Consider the following 16,649-nt stretch of genomic DNA (forward strand, 5'->3'; position numbering starts at 1 on the left):
TCCTCCACACCTACAACCACCACCGATGCCACACCGCACTGGACGGGAAACCGCCCATCACCCGCGTGAACAACGCTGCGGATCAATACACCTAGCGCGCGACCAGCGCCCCCGCGTCGCGCGCCAGCGCCGTGAGCCGGGAGATGGCGCGGAAGTACTTCTTCCGGTAGCCGCCGCGCAGCATCTCGTCGCTGAACAGCTCGCCGAAGGCCTTGCCGGAGGTCAGCACCGGTATCTCGCGGTCGTAGAGCCGGTCGGCGAGGACCACCAGGCGCAGCGCGGTGGACTGGTCGGGCACTGCCTGGACGTCGGTGAGGCAGACGGCCTGTATGCCGTCGCACATCGCGCCGTAGCGGCTGGGGTGGACCTTGGAGAGGTGGTCCAGCAGGGAGGGGAAGTCGTCGAGCGAGGAGCCGCGGGTGCGGTAGGCGACGCGGGTGACCGTCTCGTCGTCGTACGGGGCGGGTGCCTCGGGCAGACCGCGGTGGCGGTAGTCCTCGCCGTCGATGCGAAGCGGGCGGAAGTGTGCGCTGAGGCCTTGTATCTCGCGCAGGAAGTCGACGGCGGCGAACCGGCCCTCGCCGAGCTTGCCGGGCAGCGTGTTGGAGGTGGCGGCCAGCGCCACGCCGGAGTCGACCAGCTTGCCGAGCAGGGTGGAGACCAGGACGGTGTCGCCCGGGTCGTCCAGCTCGAACTCGTCGATGCACAGCAGCTTGTGCTCGCCGAGGGTGCGGATGGTCTGCTGGAAGCCGAGGGCGCCGACGAGGTTGGTGAGCTCGACGAACGTGCCGAAGGCCTTGCGCTCGGGCGGGGCGGGGGTGGCGTGCCACAGGGAGGCGAGCAGATGGGTCTTGCCGACGCCGTAGCCGCCGTCCAGATAGACACCGCGCGGACCCTTGGGGGCGGCCTTCTTAGGGGTCTTGGCGAACCAGCGTCGCTTCGCCGTGCCGTCGGCGCCCGCTCCGCCCTGGATGCTCGCGGCGAAGGCGCTCAGCACCTGGACGGCCTCGACCTGGCTGGGCTGTTTGGCGTCGGGTATGTACGTGTCGAAGCGGGCGCCCTGGAAACGCGGCGGCGGCACCATCTCGGCGACCAGACGGTCGGCCGGGACCTGCGGCGCGCGTGCGGTGAGGGCGGTGGGGGCCGCATCGCTCCCGTCAGCCGGCGCTCCGGCTATCGGGGCGGGCTGGCAGGACGAGGGCTGGGAAGACGACGACACAGCCGTCCAGCCTAGTCGCTCCGCCGGACCCCTCGGCCCGGTGAGCGAGGCATGTCACACTGCCGCCATGCGACGCCTGTATCCACCATTCGCTCAGCAAACCGTCCCGGCCGCCGTGGCCCGCGGCGACGAGAACCCCACGTCGGGGGCGGTGCCCGCGGACACCACGGACCGGGAGTGGACGCTGGAGGAGCTGGCCGAGGCCTACGCGTATCCGGCGGCGGACGATCCCGTACGGGCCGGCCGCACCGGCTGGCTGCGCGCCAACATGGTGTCGTCCATGGACGGCGCGGCCCATCACGAGGGCCGCTCCCAGCCGCTGTCCAGCGACGCCGACATGCGGATCTTCGGCGTGCTGCGCGGCCTTGCGGACGCGGTGGTGGCCGGCGCGGAAACGGTCCGGCAGGAGGGCTACCGGCCGGCTCGCGCGCGCGAGGCGTTCGCCGCCCGGCGGGCCGCCGCGGGCCAGGGACCGGCCCCCGCCATCGTCGTGGTGACCGCGGGGCTCGGCCTGGACTTCACGCTGCCGCTGTTCACCGAGCCCCTGGTGCCCACCCTCGTACTGACCGGCGCGGGCGCCCCGGCGGACCGGGTGAACGAGGCGCGTGCGGCGGGCGCCGAGGTGCTCTTCGCGGGCGAGGGGCTGGGTGTGGATCCGGCGCGGGTGGCGGGGGTGCTCGCCGAGCGGGGGCACGAGCGGCTGCTCACCGAGGGCGGACCGTCGCTTCTGGGGCAGTTCGCGGCGGCCGGGGCGCTGGACGAGATGTGTCTGTCGCTGGCTCCGGTGGTCGCCGTCGGCGGTGCGCCGAGGATCATGAACGGACCCGCGGTGCTCGTTCCCGAACGGTTCGTCCTGGCCTCCGTTCTGGAGGAGGCCGGGTTCCTGTTCACCCGATACCGTCGGTCGTGACAATGAGCGGAATTATCAGTTCCGCTTAGCTTCGGTTGGGCACACTAAAGGCCAACAGGTCCCGTGTGGCGACGGGGCAGGATGGTTTCTGTGGGCGCGCGCCAAGCGGGCCCGAAGAGGAGAAGGGCGTCCGTCGTGTTCACGAGCGTATTGATGATCGAGAAGCCGCTGACGCCGGCCGACGTGGAGTTTGTGAGCACCTTGCACGGCGATGACCAGGGATCATTCGTTGTGCTGATGCAGCCGCGCGGCAAGCAGGACGTCCTGCTGCGGGCCATCGACGACGTCGCACTGGGCGAATTCGACGACGCGGTGCGCGAGGGCGCGGAGACCACCGCGGAGCTTCCGGTCGAGCGCGCGCTGACCCACACCCTCACCGCACTGCGCGCCACCGGGGCCGAGGCCGTCGGACAGGTGGTCGAGGAGCACCCGCTTGACCTACTGCAGTCCGTCGTCGAGCAGACCCACGCCGACGAGGTGATCGTGCTGACCGCCCCGCACTTCGTCGAGGAGTTCTTCCACCGCGACTGGGCCTCCCGAGCCCGCCACAAGGTCGGCGTGCCGGTCCTCAAACTCTTCGCGCACGCACCCGACGATCCGGTCAACGACGCCCCCTAAGGCGTGTCCGGCGGCGGATCAGGGCCGGGCCACGGCGAACCCGTGGCCCGGCCCGCGGTGTTTCATGCCGGCAGCGGAGCGCTCAGCCGCCCGTCCCGCACCTCGACGATCTCGTCCACCGCGGCCAGATGCGAACGGTCGTGGGTGACCAGCACCGTCGCGGTCGCGCGCCGATGCGTGAGCGTGGTCAGCAGATCGAGCACCGCGGCGCCCCGCTCGTGGTCCAGCGCGCTGGTCGGCTCGTCCACCAGCAGGACGGCGGGCTCGTTCATCAGCGCACGCGCGATGTTGATCCGCTGCCGCTGGCCGCCCGACAGCTGGTGCGGGCGCCGGCCGGCCTGCCCCTCCAGGCCGACCGCCGCCAGCAGCTCCAGCGCCCGCGACCTGGCCTTACGGGGGGAGCGGCCGTCCAGATGGGCCATCACCTGCAACTGCTCGGCGGCCGTCAGGGACGGCAGCAGATTCGGCTGCTGGAAGACCGTGCCGATGGCCGTGCGGCGCAGCGTCGTCAGCTCGGCGCGGCTCAGGCCCGTGGTGTCCGTGCCGTTGATCACCACCCGCCCGCGGTCCGGAGTGATCAGCGTCGCGGCCACCGCCAGCAGGCTCGACTTGCCGGAGCCGGACGGGCCGATCACCGCCGTCATCCGGCCGGGCGGCACCGCCAGCGACACCGCGTCCAGTGCGGTCAGCCGGCCGCCGCCGTCGGGGTAGGTGAGGGTGATATCGGTCAGTTCGAGGCTCATCGGGCACTTCCCAGGGCGGTCAGCGGGTCTACGGACGTGATGCGGCGGATGGACAGCGCGGCGCCGACGGCACCCAGCGCGATCATGATCAGGGCCGGTATCAGCACGGTGGCGGGGTCGAGCACGAACGGCACGGTGCCCCCGACGGCGGCGCCCACTCCGGCCGCAACGGCCGTCCCCAGGCCCGTACCGATCAGCAGGAGGACGACGGCCTGGCCGAGCGCGTCCTTCAGCAGGGAGCCGGTCGAGGCGCCCAGCGCCTTCAGGACGGCGACATCGCCGCTGCGCTGGATCGTCCACACCGTGAAGAAGGCGCCGATGACCAGCGCGGAGATGGCGAACAGAAAGCCGCGCATCAGCTGGAGGGAGCCGTTCTCGGCGCTGTAGGAGCCGATCGCCTTCAGGGCGTCGTCGGCCGTGACGGTCCGGGTGCCGAGCCTCTTGTCGGCGGCGGCCAGATCGGCCGACCCGTTGGCGGACAGGGCGAGTACGGTCGCGCCACCGGAGCCGCCGGGCAGCCGCCGCCAGTCCCCCAGCGACGTCCAGATGACCGGGGTGTGGCTGTACATCGCCGCGCCCGACACCGCCGCCACCTCGACCCTGCGCCCGCCCAGCGTGAGCGAGTCACCGGCCCGTACACCCAGCGACTCCGCTGCCTTCTCGGACAGCACCGCCTCGCCGTCACCGACGCCCGTCCCGCCCGGACCCAGCGGCGACCCGGATCGGATCCCGAATGCCGACACCGCCGCCGTTCGGCTCCCCGCCTCCGCCTTCGTCGTGGCGATCCCCAGCTGCTCGGCGCCGCGTACGCCCGGCACCTTCGCCCAGTCCTCGACGGTCCGCTCCGGCAGCCGCGAATCGGTGAACGAGACGGCGCTGCCCTCCGGAGGCGCCGAGAAGACCAGATGGTCGGCGGGCAGCGCGGTGACCGCCGAGGTGTTCTCCCGGCCCAGCCCCGCTGTCAGGCCCGACAGCAGGCCCACCAACACCGTGATCAGCACGATGACGGTGCCCATCAGGGCGAACCGCCCCTTGGCGAACCTCAGGTCTCTCCAGGCGACGAACACAGGCTTTGCCATCCTCGGATCGGGGCCGCCGGGCCCCACTGCCCGACGGCTGACCCCACCGTCGCCCACGGCCACGGCCCCGCACATCGCGCTCAGGAGGGGGCCGCCCGTATCGAAAGATGCGGCCCGCGCTCCACCTTTCGATTGATGCCGCAGGTCGGACCGGCCCGTAGCCTGAAGAGGCCGTGACCGAGAAAGCCGGGAGCGATCACTCCCTCACCCCCGTGCTGCGGGTGCTGCGCACCTGCCTCCACCTGATGGTGGCCGCGCTGCTCGCGCTCGCCTGTGTACGGGCGGTCGCCCATCACACCGCGGACGCCCCGGCCGTCATCGTCACCGCCGTGGCCCTCTTCGCCCTGTACGCCATGGGGCCCTCGCTGCCCCGCATCCGCACCTCCACCGCCGCCGCGGGCCTCTGGCTCGGGGCCGTCGTGCTCCTGTGGATGGTGCTGCTGGCACTCACCCCGGACGGCGTCTGGCTGGCCTTCCCGCTGTTCTTCGTCCAGCTGCATCTGCTGCCGCTGCGCGCGGCGCTGCCCGTCGTCGCGGCCACCACCGCCGCCGCCATCGCCGGATTCGGCTGGCACACCCACACCCTCAGCGTCGGCACGGTGGTCGGCCCCGTCCTCGGCGCGGCCGTCGCGGTCGCCGTCGTCCTCGGCTACGAGGCGCTCTACCGGGAGAGCGAGGCGCGCCGCCGCCTCATCGAGGAGCTCACCGCCGCCCGCCACGACCTCGCCACCGCCGAACACGCCGCCGGAGTCCTCGCCGAGCGCGAGCGGCTGGCCCGCGAGATCCACGACACCCTCGCCCAGGGCCTCTCCAGCATCCAGCTGCTGCTCCGGGCCGCCGAACGCGCCATACCGGAGCGCCCCGAGACGGCCCTCGGCCATGTCCGCCAGGCCCGTACGGCCGCCGTCGACAACCTCGCCGAGGCCCGGCGCTTCGTGCGCGCCCTCAGCCCGCCCGATCTGGAGGCCGGCTCGCTGCCCGCCGCCCTGGAACGGCTCTGCGCCACCACCGCCCGCACCTCCGGCCTCGCCGTGCACTGCCATGTCTCCGGCGCCCCCACCGACCTCCCCACGCCGCACGAGGTCGCCCTGCTGCGCATCGCCCAGTCCGCGCTCGCCAACACCGTCCAGCACGCCGCCGCGGACCGCGTCGAGCTGACCCTCAGCTACATGGACACCGAGGTCGCCCTGGACGTCGTCGACGACGGCGCCGGCTTCGTGCCGTCCCGCGTCCCCGCCCCAGGCTCCGCGGCCGCCTCCGGCACCGGCTTCGGCCTCGCCGCGATGCGCGCCCGGGCCCGCGCGCTGCACGGCACCCTCGCCGTCGAATCCGCGCCCGGCGAGGGCACCGCCGTCGCCGTCACCCTGCCCTGCCCCGCAGCGCCCGTCAGCCCGGAGGCCACCTCGTGACCGCCCCGCACGCCCCCGAGCAGGGAGGCACCCCCACCATCCGGCTGCTGCTCGCCGACGACCATCCCGTCGTACGCGCCGGACTGCGCGCCGTCCTGGAGACCGAACCGGACTTCGAGGTCGTCGCCGACGTCCCCACCGCCGAGGGCGCCGTCGGCCTCGCCGCGCAGCTCGACCTGGACGTCGTCCTGATGGACCTCCAGTTCGGCGGCAAGATGCTCGGCTCCCAGGCCACCGCCGCCATCACCGCCCGCGACGGCGCCCCCCGCGTCCTGGTCCTGACCACCTACGACACCGACGCCGACATCCTCGCCGCGATCGAGGCCGGCGCCACCGGCTACCTCCTCAAGGACGCCCCGCCCGAGGAACTGGCCGCCGCCGTACGCACCGCCGCCGCCGGCAAATCCGCGCTCGCGCCCACCATCGCGCTGCGCCTCATGGACCGCATGCGCACCCCCGCCACCGCGCTCTCCCGCCGAGAGACCGAGGTCCTGCAGCTCGTCGCCGACGGCCTGTCCAATGCGCAGATCAGCAAGCAGCTCTTCCTCAGCCAGGCGACCGTCAAGTCCCATCTTGTTCACATTTACTCCAAGCTGGGCGTCGATTCCCGTACCTCCGCGGTCGCCGCCGCCACCGCCCGGGGCCTGATCCGCCGCTGAGCGCCGTGAACACCGCCGTGCGACCGTGCCGCCCCGCCCTGTCACCGCCGGGTGCGAGAATCATCCACAGCACCACAGCACCACAGCAAGATCCGCACGACCGCACGACCGCACGACCGCACGACCGCACGACCGCACGCGACGATGACGATTCAGGGAGACCACCCATGGCACCCGCCATCCCAGCCTCGATGGACCGGCCGCACTTCATCGGTATCGGCGGAGCCGGCATGTCGGGCATCGCCAAGATCCTCGCGCAGCGCGGCGCCCGGGTCGCGGGCAGCGACGCCAAGGCCTCCGCGACCGCCCAGGCCCTGCGCGACCTCGGCGCCACCGTCCACATCGGCCACGCCGCCGATCATCTGGCCGCGGACGCCACCTGCGTCGTCGTCTCCTCCGCCATCCGCCCCGACAACCCGGAGCTGGCCGCCGCCCAGGAGCGCGGCATCCCGGTCGTCCACCGCTCCGACGCCCTCGCCGCCCTCATGGACGGCCTGCGCCCCATCGCCGTGGCCGGCACCCACGGCAAGACGACCACCACCTCCATGCTGGCCGTCTCCCTCACCTCCCTCGGCCTCAAACCGTCCTACGCCATCGGCGGCGACCTGAACGTCCCCGGCTCCAACGCCGAGCACGGCGCCGGCCAGATCTTCGTCGCCGAGGCCGACGAGAGCGACCGCAGCTTCCACAAGTACGCGCCCGAGGTCGCCATCGTCCTCAACGTCGAGCTGGACCACCACGCCAACTACGCCTCGATGGACGAGATCTACGAGTCCTTCGAGACGTTCGTCGGCCGTATCCGCCCCGGCGGCACCCTGGTCATCTCCGCCGACCACCCCGGCGCCCGCGAGCTGACCGAGAAGATCGCCGGCCGCTTCGACATCGAGGTCGTCACCTACGGCGAGTCCAAGGACGCCGACGTCCGCATCCTCAAGGTCAACCCCCGCGGCCTGACCAGCGACGTCACCGTCACCCTCACCAGCGGCAAGATCCTCACCTTCACCGTCTCGGTCCCCGGCCGGCACTACGCCCACAACGCCGTCGCCGCCCTGGCCGCCGGCGTCGCCCTGGATCTGCCGCCGCACAACCTCGCCTCCGCCCTCGGCACGTACACCGGTGTCAACCGCCGCCTCCAGCTCAAGGGCGAGGCGGCCGGCGTCCAGGTCATCGACTCCTACGCCCACCACCCGTCGGAGATGACCGCCGACCTCGAAGCCATCCGCGGCGCCGCCGACGAGAACTCCCGCGTCCTCGTGGTCTTCCAGCCGCATCTCTTCTCCCGCACCCAGGAGCTCGGCGCGGAAATGGGCCAGGCGCTCGCCCTCGCCGACGGCTCCGTCGTCCTGGACATCTACCCGGCCCGCGAGGACCCGATCCCGGGCATCACCAGCGCCCTGATCATCGACGCCGCGCGTGCCGCGGGTGCCGATGTCACCGCGGAGAGCGCGAAGGAAGCGATCCCGGACGTCATCGCCGGAATGGCCAAGCCCGGCGACCTTGTTCTCACCATGGGCGCGGGCGATGTGACCGACCTCGGCCCCGCCATCCTGACCCGCCTGGCCGGCTGAGCTGAGGAGGCCCAGATGCCCTACGAGATCGACAAGCCCGACGACCAGTGGCGCGCCGAGCTGACCCCCGCGGAGTACCACGTCCTCCGTGAGGCCGGCACCGAGCCCGCCTTCGTCGGCGAATACACCGACACGAAAACCGCAGGCAGCTACTCCTGCCGCGCCTGCGGCGCCGAACTCTTCCGCTCCGACACCAAATTCGAGAGCCACTGCGGCTGGCCGAGCTTCTACGACCCGCGCGACTCGGATGCCGTGGAACTCATCTCCGACCACTCGCACGGGATGGTGCGCACCGAGGTCCGGTGCGCGCGGTGCGGCTCGCACCTCGGCCACGTCTTCGAGGGGGAGGGGTACCCGACGCCCACGGACCAGCGGTACTGCATCAACTCGATCGCCCTGCGCTTGATCCCGGACGAGGGCTGACCGGGCGAGTCAACGATCGGAGCCCTGCGCTCAACCTGCTCGCGCAGGCAGAGGCCGTCGGCACCGAGCCCGAGGTGTGGTGCGCTGCCCCGAGGCGGCGCACCCGGCCGTGCTTCCGGGGTGTGCCGGGTCACGTCGGCATGACGGCCTGGGCATTCGACTTGTCACAGGTGCTCATTCGGCACCCTTTCTGTCACCAGCGACGAGTCGGCGTGGCCGAAGCGCCCGACAGCCGGCTCCGCCGGTCGGGTTCTTCGGACGGTGCTCCTTCGGACGGCGGCCGGATCAGCGTCCCGATGCCGGCGCAGAGCAGGTCCAGGCTGCGGGTGAACTTCTCGTCCGGCCCGTGCGCGGCTGTGGCGGCCGCCGTCCGGGGGAAGCTCCGGTGGAGGGCGGTGACGTCCTCGGCGGTGACAGGCACCGCGGGTGGCTCGCTCTGTTCCTGGAGCACGTAACCGGTGACGTGGCTGAGCACGGTGTCGGCGGCGGTGCCGCAGTGCTCCGGGGGCACGCCGGCCTCGGCGAGGGTGGCGAGCAGCCGTTCCATCAGCGAGAGCGCGCCGGGGCTGAGGGTTTTCGGGCTGCCGGCGAGCATGATCGCCCCGCCGGGGTGCTGCCGGATGCTTTGTCGCAGGGCGACGGCCTGCGCCGTGACCCGCGCCGGCCAGCTTGCCTGCGCGGGCAGTCCGGCCAGGGCGGCGGTGCCGGCGTCGTATGCCTGCCCGGCCACCCGGTCGGCCATCAGCTGGAGCAGTGCGGCCTTGCTGGGCACGTGGTAGTAGAGGCTGCCGGCGTGCACGTCGAGGCGGTCCGCGACCTGGCGCACGGAGAAGCCGTGGTAGCCGGTCTGGGCGAACACCGCCATCCCCGCGTCGATGATCAGGTCTGCGGTCAACTTCACGGCCGCAGTCTAGCGAGCCGTGGCAGTCTTCAAACACTGTTTGAAAAAGCGCCGGGTCGCGCTAATGTCCTGATCAGCGAAATCGCACACGACGGGGAGGGGGCGGTGACGATGGACATCCTGCTGTTCAACGTGACCACGGCGGCACTGATGGTGCTGATGTTCAACGGCGGTCTGGCCCTGGTCGGCCGGAGCACACTGGGCCGGCGGCGGATCCCCTGGGCCGGCGTCGGCCTGACCGGGCTCGCGCTCGCCGGGGTGGCCCTCCAGCTCTGCTGGTCGGGGGCGATGGGCGCGCTCGACGCGGACCCGTCGAAGTCCGGCTGGTGGCGCGTGGTCACCTCGGTCTTCATGCAGAACGGCGGCCTCGGCGGGGCGGCCTGGAACATCGCCACCCTCGCCGCCGTCGCGGCCTTCGCCGACTGGTTCTGGGGTGCGCCGCTGACGCTCGGCCTGTTCGCCGCAGGCATCCTGCTGCCGGAGCAGATCGACAGACTGTGGGGCCAGACCTCCCACAGCACCGACCCCCGCAACTTCGCCGGCAGTTCCGGTGCCACCTACTTCCTGGGCGCGACGCTGGCCGCGGCCCTGCTGCTGCGCGGCGGCGCCGACGAGAACGCCGGCGAGGCCGCCGGGAAGGGCTCCGACGACGAGGGCACGAGCCGCAGCCGGGCCGTCCGCAAGAACCGGCTGCTGGCACTCGGCGTGCCGGTGCTCGGGCTGGCGATGTGGTTCGCGCAGGAGAACGGGCACGGGCTGGTCTCCTGCTACGGCTTCGCCCTCGGCGCACTCGCCTGGGCGGCGTTCCGCACCGTCCTGCACCCGGACCGCGACCTCCGGCAGCCGCCGCGCACGACGGTCGCCTCGCTGACCGGGCTCATCGGCCGGCGGACCCGCAGCGCCGGCTAGCCCCCCGGGCACCGTCCCCGCCCCACCCGCGCCTTATCCACCATGACCATGAGGGAGAGAAGCATGTCGGAAAACCTGCGCCGGGACGTGTCGAGGCTCGTCGACCAGGAGGTGGCCAAGATCCTGGACCACACCGACCGTGACGTGGCCCGTACGGTCAACCGCGCGCTGGGCGTGAGCGACGGCGCCCCGGGGTTCGACACCGCCCGTTGGCAGACCCGGCTCGGCGAGCTCCTCACCGCCCACCACATCCCCGGCGCCGCCCTCGCCGTGCTCGCCGGCGGCGAGATCCACGAGGTGGCCGCCGGCATCCTGCACACCGGTACCGGCGTGGCGGTGACCCCGGACTCCGTGTTCCAGATCGGCTCCGTCAGCAAGGGCTACACCGCCGCCATGGTGGTGCTGCTCGCCGACGCAGGAAAGCTGGACCTCGACGCGCCGGTCGCGGACGTCCTGCCGGACTTCGCGGTCGCCGACGCCGGGGCCACCCGGACGATCACGCCGCGCCAGCTGCTCAACCACACCAGCGGCATCGAGGGTGACTACGTCAACGACACCGGCCGGGGCGACGACTGCCTGGCCCGCTACATCGAGGGCGCGCGGACCGTCGGCCTGACCAACCCGCCCGGCGTCACCATGTCGTACTCCAGCACCGCCTACAACGTCCTGGGCCGGATCGTCGAGGTGGTCACCGGCCAGACCTGGGACGAGGCGCTCAAGGAGCTGCTCCTCGCCCCGCTCGGGCTGGAGCACACCATGACCCTGCCCGAGGAGGTGCTGCGCTTCCGGGCCGCCATGGGGCACATGGGCGAGCCGGGCGAGACCCCCGTTCCCACCCCGCTGTGGAACATGATGCCGCGCTCGGCCGGCCCGTACGGCGGGATCAGTGCGACCGCCGCCGACGTGGCCCGGTTCGCGCGGGCCTTCGTGGACGGCGGAGCCGCGCCGGACGGCACCCGGGTACTGCCGGCCGCCGTGGTCGACGCGATGCTGACCCGCGAGGTCGAGATGCCCGACCAGTGGTTCCTCGGCGCCCACTGGGGACTGGGCTGGGGCCTTTTCGAGTGGGACGGCGCGCGCGGCTTCGGGCACGACGGCAGCACCTTCGGCCAGCTCGCCTACCTGCGTGCCATCCCGGAGAAGGGCCTCGCCATCGCCCTGCTGACCAACGGCGGCGGGGCCGCGCCCAAGGTCTTCGAGGCGCTCTGCCGCGAGCTCTGCGCCGAACTCGCCGGGGTCACCATGCCCGGCTTCGCGCCGGCCTCCGAACCCGTGGCGGTGGAGACGGAGCCGTTCCTCGGCGGCTACAAGCGCGAGGGCTTCCTGATGACCATCGCCGCCGGCGACGGCGGCCCGGGCACACTGCGGCTGACGTACGAGGGCGCGGACGGCCTGGCGGGCACCTTCGACCCGCTGGTCTGGCACCTGACCCCGGTCTCGCACACGCCGGTGAAGACGGTCTTCGCCGGCCGCCGCAACGAGAAGGACGCGTGGATTCCTGTGGTGTTCTACGCGCTCGCCGACGGCAGCCGGTACGTCCACTTCGGTGTCCGCGCGACGCCCAAGTCCACCTAACGGCCAAGTCCACCTAACGGCCAAGTCCACCTGGTGCAGTGACCACATAGGACGCTCTTGCCCACGGATGGGGTTCGCCGGGTTCGGCACCGGGGGAAGCTGCCCAGTCGGGCGGCGGAAGCCCCGTCGTGGGTGGAACCGATCGGTGCGGTGCAGCCGAACCGGGCGCGGGTCCCGACCGTGATCCCCCCCGGTGGTGGCCCGCTACTGCCGGCGCTTACGGACCTGCGGCTGCCGGCGGGCCCGTGCGGCGGCGTTGATCCGGTCGGTGATGCCCGTGGGGGGGTGCTTGCTCCCTTCCGTGTCCTTACTGGGCCTTCGGTACGTTGCTCTGTCTCGTGGCAGCCGGCCGTCCTGCCCAAGGATCACGATAGGGAAATCCCCCTGACGGGTGGGGTGTTCGTCCCAGTGCGCCGAGCGTGCCGAAAGCGGCACTTGCAGACCGCTGTCTTCAGCTTGTTCTCCACGGAGTCCTTGCCGAGGCCCGGCTGATTTCCGTAGCGGGGTTCGGGCCACAGGTTTTTCGGGTCGCGGGGTGCGCCGCCCAGTGGACCTGAACTCGGGTTCCGGATGTCCGGGTGCCGGATCAGGTGATGCGGTGTCCGCCGTCGACGTGCAGCACGGTCCCGGTGATGAACCCGTTGCGCATCAACGACAAGAATGCCTGGGCGATGTCGTCGGGGGTGCCGACACGCCGGACCGGGAGTCGCTCGGCCAGCTCGGCGAAGGCTGCCTGTTTGTCCATGCCGAGTTGGCTCCAGATGGGGGTGTCCACCCAGCCAGGGGAGATCACATTCACTCGCGTAGGTGCCAGTTCCATCGCCAGCCCGTAGGCCAGCGATGCGAGCGCACCGTTGGCTGCAGCCATGATCGTGTTCGACCCGTTCGGCCGGTAGGCGTTGATGCCCGAGGTGAAGGTGATCGAGCCGGTGACCTTCCCGGCCGCGTGCTTGCCGATCAGCCAGGCACCGAGCAGCTTGGTGTCCACGACGGACCGTGCGATTGCGGTGGCGACGTCGGCGGTCCGCCCGTACACGCCCGTCGCGTCCGCGGCGGTGACCGCCACATGGTCCACTCGCTCCACCTGCGCGAACAGTTCGGCCACGTCCTCCTCCCGCGCCAGGTCGGCCTCGAACGTGCTGATCTCCCCCCGCTTTGCAGGCTCGAGTTCCGCCCGGGCCGCCGCGAGGCGGCTCGCGGACCGGCCGACGATCGTTACATCCATGCCTTCGGCAAGCAGGTTCCGGGCCAGGGCAAAGCCCATGCCGGAGCCGCCGCCAATGATGATCGCGTTGGTCATGATGCGAGGCTGCACCGCCGCATCGGGACAGGGGAGGCCGCATGGTTCCTAGGTGTGCCACAGCCACCCAGGCGCGGATCTGTCGGTGGCAGAATCGAAGCCGTGAACGCGATGGCCACGTTTCTTCGGGTCCGACGCGGGCAGATCGGCCCGGCCGATGTCGGGCTGCCCACCGGTCCGGGCATCCGGCGCACACCTGGGCTGCGCCGCGAGGAGCTGGCTGCGCTGGCCGGCGTGAGCGTGGACTACTACATCCGGATCGAGCAGGGGCGGGAGACTGCGCCCAGCGACGCGGTACTGGGCGCGTTGGCCCGGGCTCTGCGCCTGAGCGCTGACGAGCACGCCCACCTGCTCGGTCTTGCCGACCAGGTGGGCGGGCGGACACCGCGTCGCCGGCCGGCCGATTCCCAACAGGCCGGCCCTGGCCTGCGGCTGCTGCTGGAGTCGGTCCGACCCAGCCCGGCGTACGTACTCGACGAGGTCAACGATGTGTTGGCCGCCAATCCCGAGGGCCTGGTATTGATGCCGGGGCTCAGTGACTGGCCGGCAGGGCAGCGCAACACGATCCGGTACACCTTTCTGCACGCGGCTGCGCGCGTGCTGTTCGCCGACTGGGACCGGGTAGCCCGTAACTGCGTCGCACACCTGCACACCGCTGAACTGACCGCGCCGGAGCGTACCGCCGCGCTGGTTGCCGAACTGTCCTCGGCCAGCGGTGAGTTCGCCGCTCTGTGGCGTCGGCACGAGGTGTGGGTCAAGCGAGGGGGCGAGACTGCGTTCCGGCACCCGGCGATCGGTCCGGTCAGACTCGCCAACGAGGTGCTCACCCGTGCCGGTGACGGTCAGCGCATCCTGATCTACCAAGCCCCGCCCGGGACGGCCGAGTATGACGCCCTGGTCCTGCTGGCAATGACCACAGAGGACGTGGGAACCGCCTGAACTGGGGGAGCAGCCCCCAACCCGGGCGAGCACCTTCCGAGACGACCCCAGGCGGTACCGGGAGCAGGTCAACGTGAGTACCCCAGAGGTTCGGCCAGGCACATACCGGGAGCGGACCCTGCATGGCGTCGCCTCGGTTTTCACGGCGGGGTCATCGCCGCAGGCACGGGAAGCCGTAGGGGCCATGGCGCTTTGCAGATCGCTTCGAGCTTCAGCACCCGTAGCTCAGCCAGTCCTTCCTGGGCACAGCGCACTGCCACGTTACTCGTGGCCAAGAAAGCGGTGCATGGCCGAATGCCCTCGATCAGCCTCCGGGCGGCGTCCGCACCGCCTCCGCCGCACTGACGTAGGCGCTCCGCGCCCCCGGATCCGGCTCAGCGATCAGAGTGGAAGGATGCCGCGACGCCCGGCAGCGGCAAGCCAGGCAGGGAATTCCCCCAGAAGCCGGTCGTACAAGTCGGCATCGCACAGCGAGCGAGGATCGGTACCGGCGGCGAAGAAGCCTGCGTTGTCGACGATCCGGCGGCTCGGTACGGGAAGTTCGTCCAGGCGGTGGAGAAACTCGAAATCCCGGTCGTCAGGGTCGCCGAAACCGATGAATTGCCAGAACAGTGGCAACGCTGCCGCCTTGCACAGCCACCTCTCGGCGGCGGGGCGGCTGGTGGGTCCGCCGTCGGTCTGGAAGATCACCAGTGCCGGGACGGTCGTACCCGAGGCGAGATAGTGATCGAGCACAGCATCCATCCCGGCCTCGTAGTGGGTGCGCCCCATGTGGCCCAACTGCTCGTGCAAGGCAGCGATGTGCCCCGCGTAGTTGTCCAGACCGATCTCATGGACCCCGTCGACATCGGTGGAGAAAAACATCAGCGGGACAACACCGTCATCGTCCAGGTGCGCCGAGACGGCCAGCACCTGTTCGGCCAGATGCTGCATCGTCCCGTCCTTGTAGTAGGGACGCATCGACCCCGACCGGTCCATCACCAGGTACACCGTGGCTCGCTGCCCTTGCAGCCCGTGCTTGCGCAGGCTGACCCCGGCCTCTTTGTAGAGGCTCACCAGCGGTGGCGCAGCCTGCTGCACCTTCTCCAGACTCAGCGGACTCATCGTTGGCTTCCTTTCCCCGGACGGAACGTTCGTTGCCGTGACGTCGAGTTTGTCGCAGCGCCTTGCCCGCAGGCCGGTCTGAGCACGGGGGCGGGTCTGTTGGCAGGCAGGCTCCGAGGACTGGTGGTATCCGGCGTCGTTGCTTCCGCCACGGCATACGCGTCGATCAGACTCCAGGGGCGGTGCTCACGCTGTGCCGACTCTATGCCGAAGGGGACGAGCTCATGACGCGGTTTCTCGACCCTGGGGATTCCATCGGGTTCGGCCGAGGCCCACGCCACGCTCCACTATCCGGCCGCAGTAGGTCGGCCGCTGCGGCAGGCCATTTCACGGCCGCCGCTGCGGTGGGACCGGACCGGCGATGACGTCTTTGTAGCTGCCGGAGCTGGTCGGCCTCGTGCTCGACTCCGGTTGTGCGGTCGGCTGCGAGTTGCGTCTGATGGGCGACGTACGCCTGCTGCCGCTCGCGGTCCTGGCGCTTGCGTTCCGCTTCGGCGGCCCGCTGCCGGCGGGCCAACTCGCGTTGCTGCCACAGTTGTTCGCGATGGACGGCCTGCTGCTGACGTGCGTACTCCCGGGCTCAGTTGTTCCCCGACGCTCTGCCACGGCGCGATGCCGGGGCAGAGAATGAACCCGGTGGGCGGGGCGGCGTCCGCCCACGGCTGATATCACGGGAAGTAGCGTGAACCAGCGAAGCATGGCGGCTGGCCGAGCTTCTACGACCCGCGCGACTCGGATGCCGTGGAGCTCATCTCTGACCACTCGCACGGGATGGTGCGCACCGAGGTCCGGTGCGCGCGGTGCGGCGCGCACCTCGGCCACGTCTTCGAAGGGGGATTGGCTACCCCACCCCCACCGACCAGCGGTATTGCATCGGGACGGACATCGCGACCTCGGCGCCCGGTGTCGGTGACGCGGTGCGGAGGCGGGCTCAGGGCTGGAAGTCGCTGCGGTCGATCCAGGCGGGGTACGCGAAGACGTTCTCGCCGGCGGGGGCTTCGGCGGCTTCCAGCAGGGACCATGTGCGGGCCTCCTCGACGAGCCGTTCCCAGGGCGCGGTCCAGTCGAGCTCCCACTGCGGACTCGTCGCGGAGATCCCGTACGTCTTCTTGCCCTCCACCTTCCAGAACTGGGAGTAGAGGATCACCTGGTCGTGGTCGGCGAGGTCGTTGGTGACCGCCGCGAGGTGGGCGACGGGCCAGCCGGGGCTCTCCGCGCCGGCCGCGCCGCGCAGGCGGGCGGTCAGCGGGGGTACGGGCGCCGAGCGCGTTGAGGGCCCAGCGGATACCGCCG

At 71.4% G+C, this 16,649-nt stretch carries 16 protein-coding genes and 1 pseudogene; 10 read left to right on the forward strand and 7 right to left on the reverse strand.

What is annotated here, in order from left to right:
- Positions 1 to 91: 91 nt before the first annotated feature.
- Positions 92 to 1,177, reverse strand: a complete 1,086-nt coding sequence (gene zapE, locus ACIRPT_RS32085; RefSeq protein WP_403833837.1) for a cell division protein ZapE — start codon at positions 1,175 to 1,177, stop codon at positions 92 to 94.
- A 109-nt stretch (positions 1,178 to 1,286) separates the two neighbouring features.
- Between zapE and ACIRPT_RS32090 the strand changes: the two genes are divergently transcribed.
- A complete protein-coding gene (locus ACIRPT_RS32090) occupies positions 1,287 to 2,129 on the forward strand; it encodes a pyrimidine reductase family protein (protein WP_403833515.1) in 843 nt (280 codons plus the stop codon).
- 153 nt (positions 2,130 to 2,282) lie between these two features.
- Positions 2,283 to 2,747, forward strand: coding sequence for an indole-3-glycerol phosphate synthase (locus tag ACIRPT_RS32095; protein ID WP_403833840.1), 465 nt, complete (start codon positions 2,283 to 2,285; stop codon positions 2,745 to 2,747).
- A gap of 62 nt (positions 2,748 to 2,809) precedes the next feature.
- Here ACIRPT_RS32095 and ACIRPT_RS32100 read toward each other — a convergent pair whose 3' ends face one another.
- Entirely contained in the window at positions 2,810 to 3,490 is a 681-nt protein-coding gene (locus tag ACIRPT_RS32100; protein ID WP_403833518.1) for an ABC transporter ATP-binding protein, read from the reverse strand.
- Positions 3,487 to 4,557, reverse strand: a complete 1,071-nt coding sequence (locus tag ACIRPT_RS32105; RefSeq protein WP_403833842.1) for an ABC transporter permease — start codon at positions 4,555 to 4,557, stop codon at positions 3,487 to 3,489. Before ACIRPT_RS32105 ends, ACIRPT_RS32100 begins: the two co-directional genes overlap by 4 nt.
- A 257-nt stretch (positions 4,558 to 4,814) precedes the next feature.
- Here ACIRPT_RS32105 and ACIRPT_RS32110 point away from each other — a divergent pair, with 257 nt between their 5' ends.
- The 4 genes from ACIRPT_RS32110 to msrB all read left to right on the forward strand — a co-directional run bounded on the left by ACIRPT_RS32110 (position 4,815) and on the right by msrB (position 8,628).
- Positions 4,815 to 5,978 carry a sensor histidine kinase gene (locus ACIRPT_RS32110; protein ID WP_403833844.1) on the forward strand — a complete coding sequence of 388 codons (1,164 nt, stop codon included), beginning with the start codon at positions 4,815 to 4,817 and terminating at the stop codon, positions 5,976 to 5,978.
- Positions 5,975 to 6,637: a response regulator gene (locus ACIRPT_RS32115; RefSeq protein WP_403833521.1), complete on the forward strand. Its 663-nt coding sequence runs from the start codon at positions 5,975 to 5,977 to the stop codon at positions 6,635 to 6,637. The genes ACIRPT_RS32110 and ACIRPT_RS32115 overlap by 4 nt, the downstream gene beginning before the upstream one ends.
- A 167-nt stretch (positions 6,638 to 6,804) precedes the next feature.
- Positions 6,805 to 8,205 (forward strand): UDP-N-acetylmuramate--L-alanine ligase, encoded by a 1,401-nt coding sequence (gene murC, locus ACIRPT_RS32120; RefSeq protein ID WP_403833523.1) that lies wholly within the window; start codon positions 6,805 to 6,807, stop codon positions 8,203 to 8,205.
- 15 nt (positions 8,206 to 8,220) lie between these two features.
- Complete coding sequence (msrB, locus tag ACIRPT_RS32125; protein ID WP_403833525.1) at positions 8,221 to 8,628, forward strand: peptide-methionine (R)-S-oxide reductase MsrB; 408 nt, start codon at positions 8,221 to 8,223, stop codon at positions 8,626 to 8,628.
- Positions 8,629 to 8,821: 193 nt separating this feature from the next.
- On the opposite strand, the gene ACIRPT_RS32130 is transcribed toward msrB, so the two are convergent.
- Positions 8,822 to 9,529 carry a TetR/AcrR family transcriptional regulator gene (locus tag ACIRPT_RS32130; protein WP_403833527.1) on the reverse strand — a complete coding sequence of 236 codons (708 nt, stop codon included), beginning with the start codon at positions 9,527 to 9,529 and terminating at the stop codon, positions 8,822 to 8,824.
- 111 nt (positions 9,530 to 9,640) lie between these two features.
- Between ACIRPT_RS32130 and ACIRPT_RS32135 the strand changes: the two genes are divergently transcribed.
- Entirely contained in the window at positions 9,641 to 10,438 is a 798-nt protein-coding gene (locus tag ACIRPT_RS32135) for a hypothetical protein (RefSeq protein ID WP_403833847.1), read from the forward strand.
- Between the two features lie 63 nt (positions 10,439 to 10,501).
- Positions 10,502 to 12,013 carry a serine hydrolase domain-containing protein gene (locus ACIRPT_RS32140; protein ID WP_403833529.1) on the forward strand — a complete coding sequence of 504 codons (1,512 nt, stop codon included), beginning with the start codon at positions 10,502 to 10,504 and terminating at the stop codon, positions 12,011 to 12,013.
- 586 nt (positions 12,014 to 12,599) lie between these two features.
- Here ACIRPT_RS32140 and ACIRPT_RS32145 read toward each other — a convergent pair.
- Complete coding sequence (locus tag ACIRPT_RS32145; RefSeq protein ID WP_403508441.1) at positions 12,600 to 13,313, reverse strand: SDR family oxidoreductase; 714 nt, start codon at positions 13,311 to 13,313, stop codon at positions 12,600 to 12,602.
- A gap of 111 nt (positions 13,314 to 13,424) precedes the next feature.
- On the opposite strand from ACIRPT_RS32145, the gene ACIRPT_RS32150 reads away from it, so the two are divergent.
- Entirely contained in the window at positions 13,425 to 14,252 is an 828-nt protein-coding gene (locus ACIRPT_RS32150; RefSeq protein WP_403833850.1) for a helix-turn-helix domain-containing protein, read from the forward strand.
- Between the two features lie 381 nt (positions 14,253 to 14,633).
- Here the strand turns inward: ACIRPT_RS32150 and ACIRPT_RS32155 are convergent, their stop codons facing one another.
- Entirely contained in the window at positions 14,634 to 15,356 is a 723-nt protein-coding gene (locus tag ACIRPT_RS32155; RefSeq protein WP_403833532.1) for a VWA domain-containing protein, read from the reverse strand.
- A gap of 696 nt (positions 15,357 to 16,052) precedes the next feature.
- On the opposite strand from ACIRPT_RS32155, the pseudogene ACIRPT_RS32160 reads away from it, so the two are divergent.
- Positions 16,053 to 16,237: pseudogene (locus ACIRPT_RS32160) on the forward strand (peptide-methionine (R)-S-oxide reductase); the annotation flags it as partial.
- A gap of 50 nt (positions 16,238 to 16,287) precedes the next feature.
- On the opposite strand, the gene ACIRPT_RS32165 reads toward ACIRPT_RS32160, so the two are convergent.
- On the reverse strand, positions 16,288 to 16,503 hold the full coding sequence (locus tag ACIRPT_RS32165) for a hypothetical protein (protein ID WP_403833889.1): 216 nt from the start codon (positions 16,501 to 16,503) through the stop codon (positions 16,288 to 16,290).
- Positions 16,504 to 16,649: the final 146 nt, after the last annotated feature.

This window comes from Streptomyces sp. NPDC101227 (assembly GCF_044767545.1).
Taxonomy (GTDB): domain Bacteria; phylum Actinomycetota; class Actinomycetes; order Streptomycetales; family Streptomycetaceae; genus Streptomyces.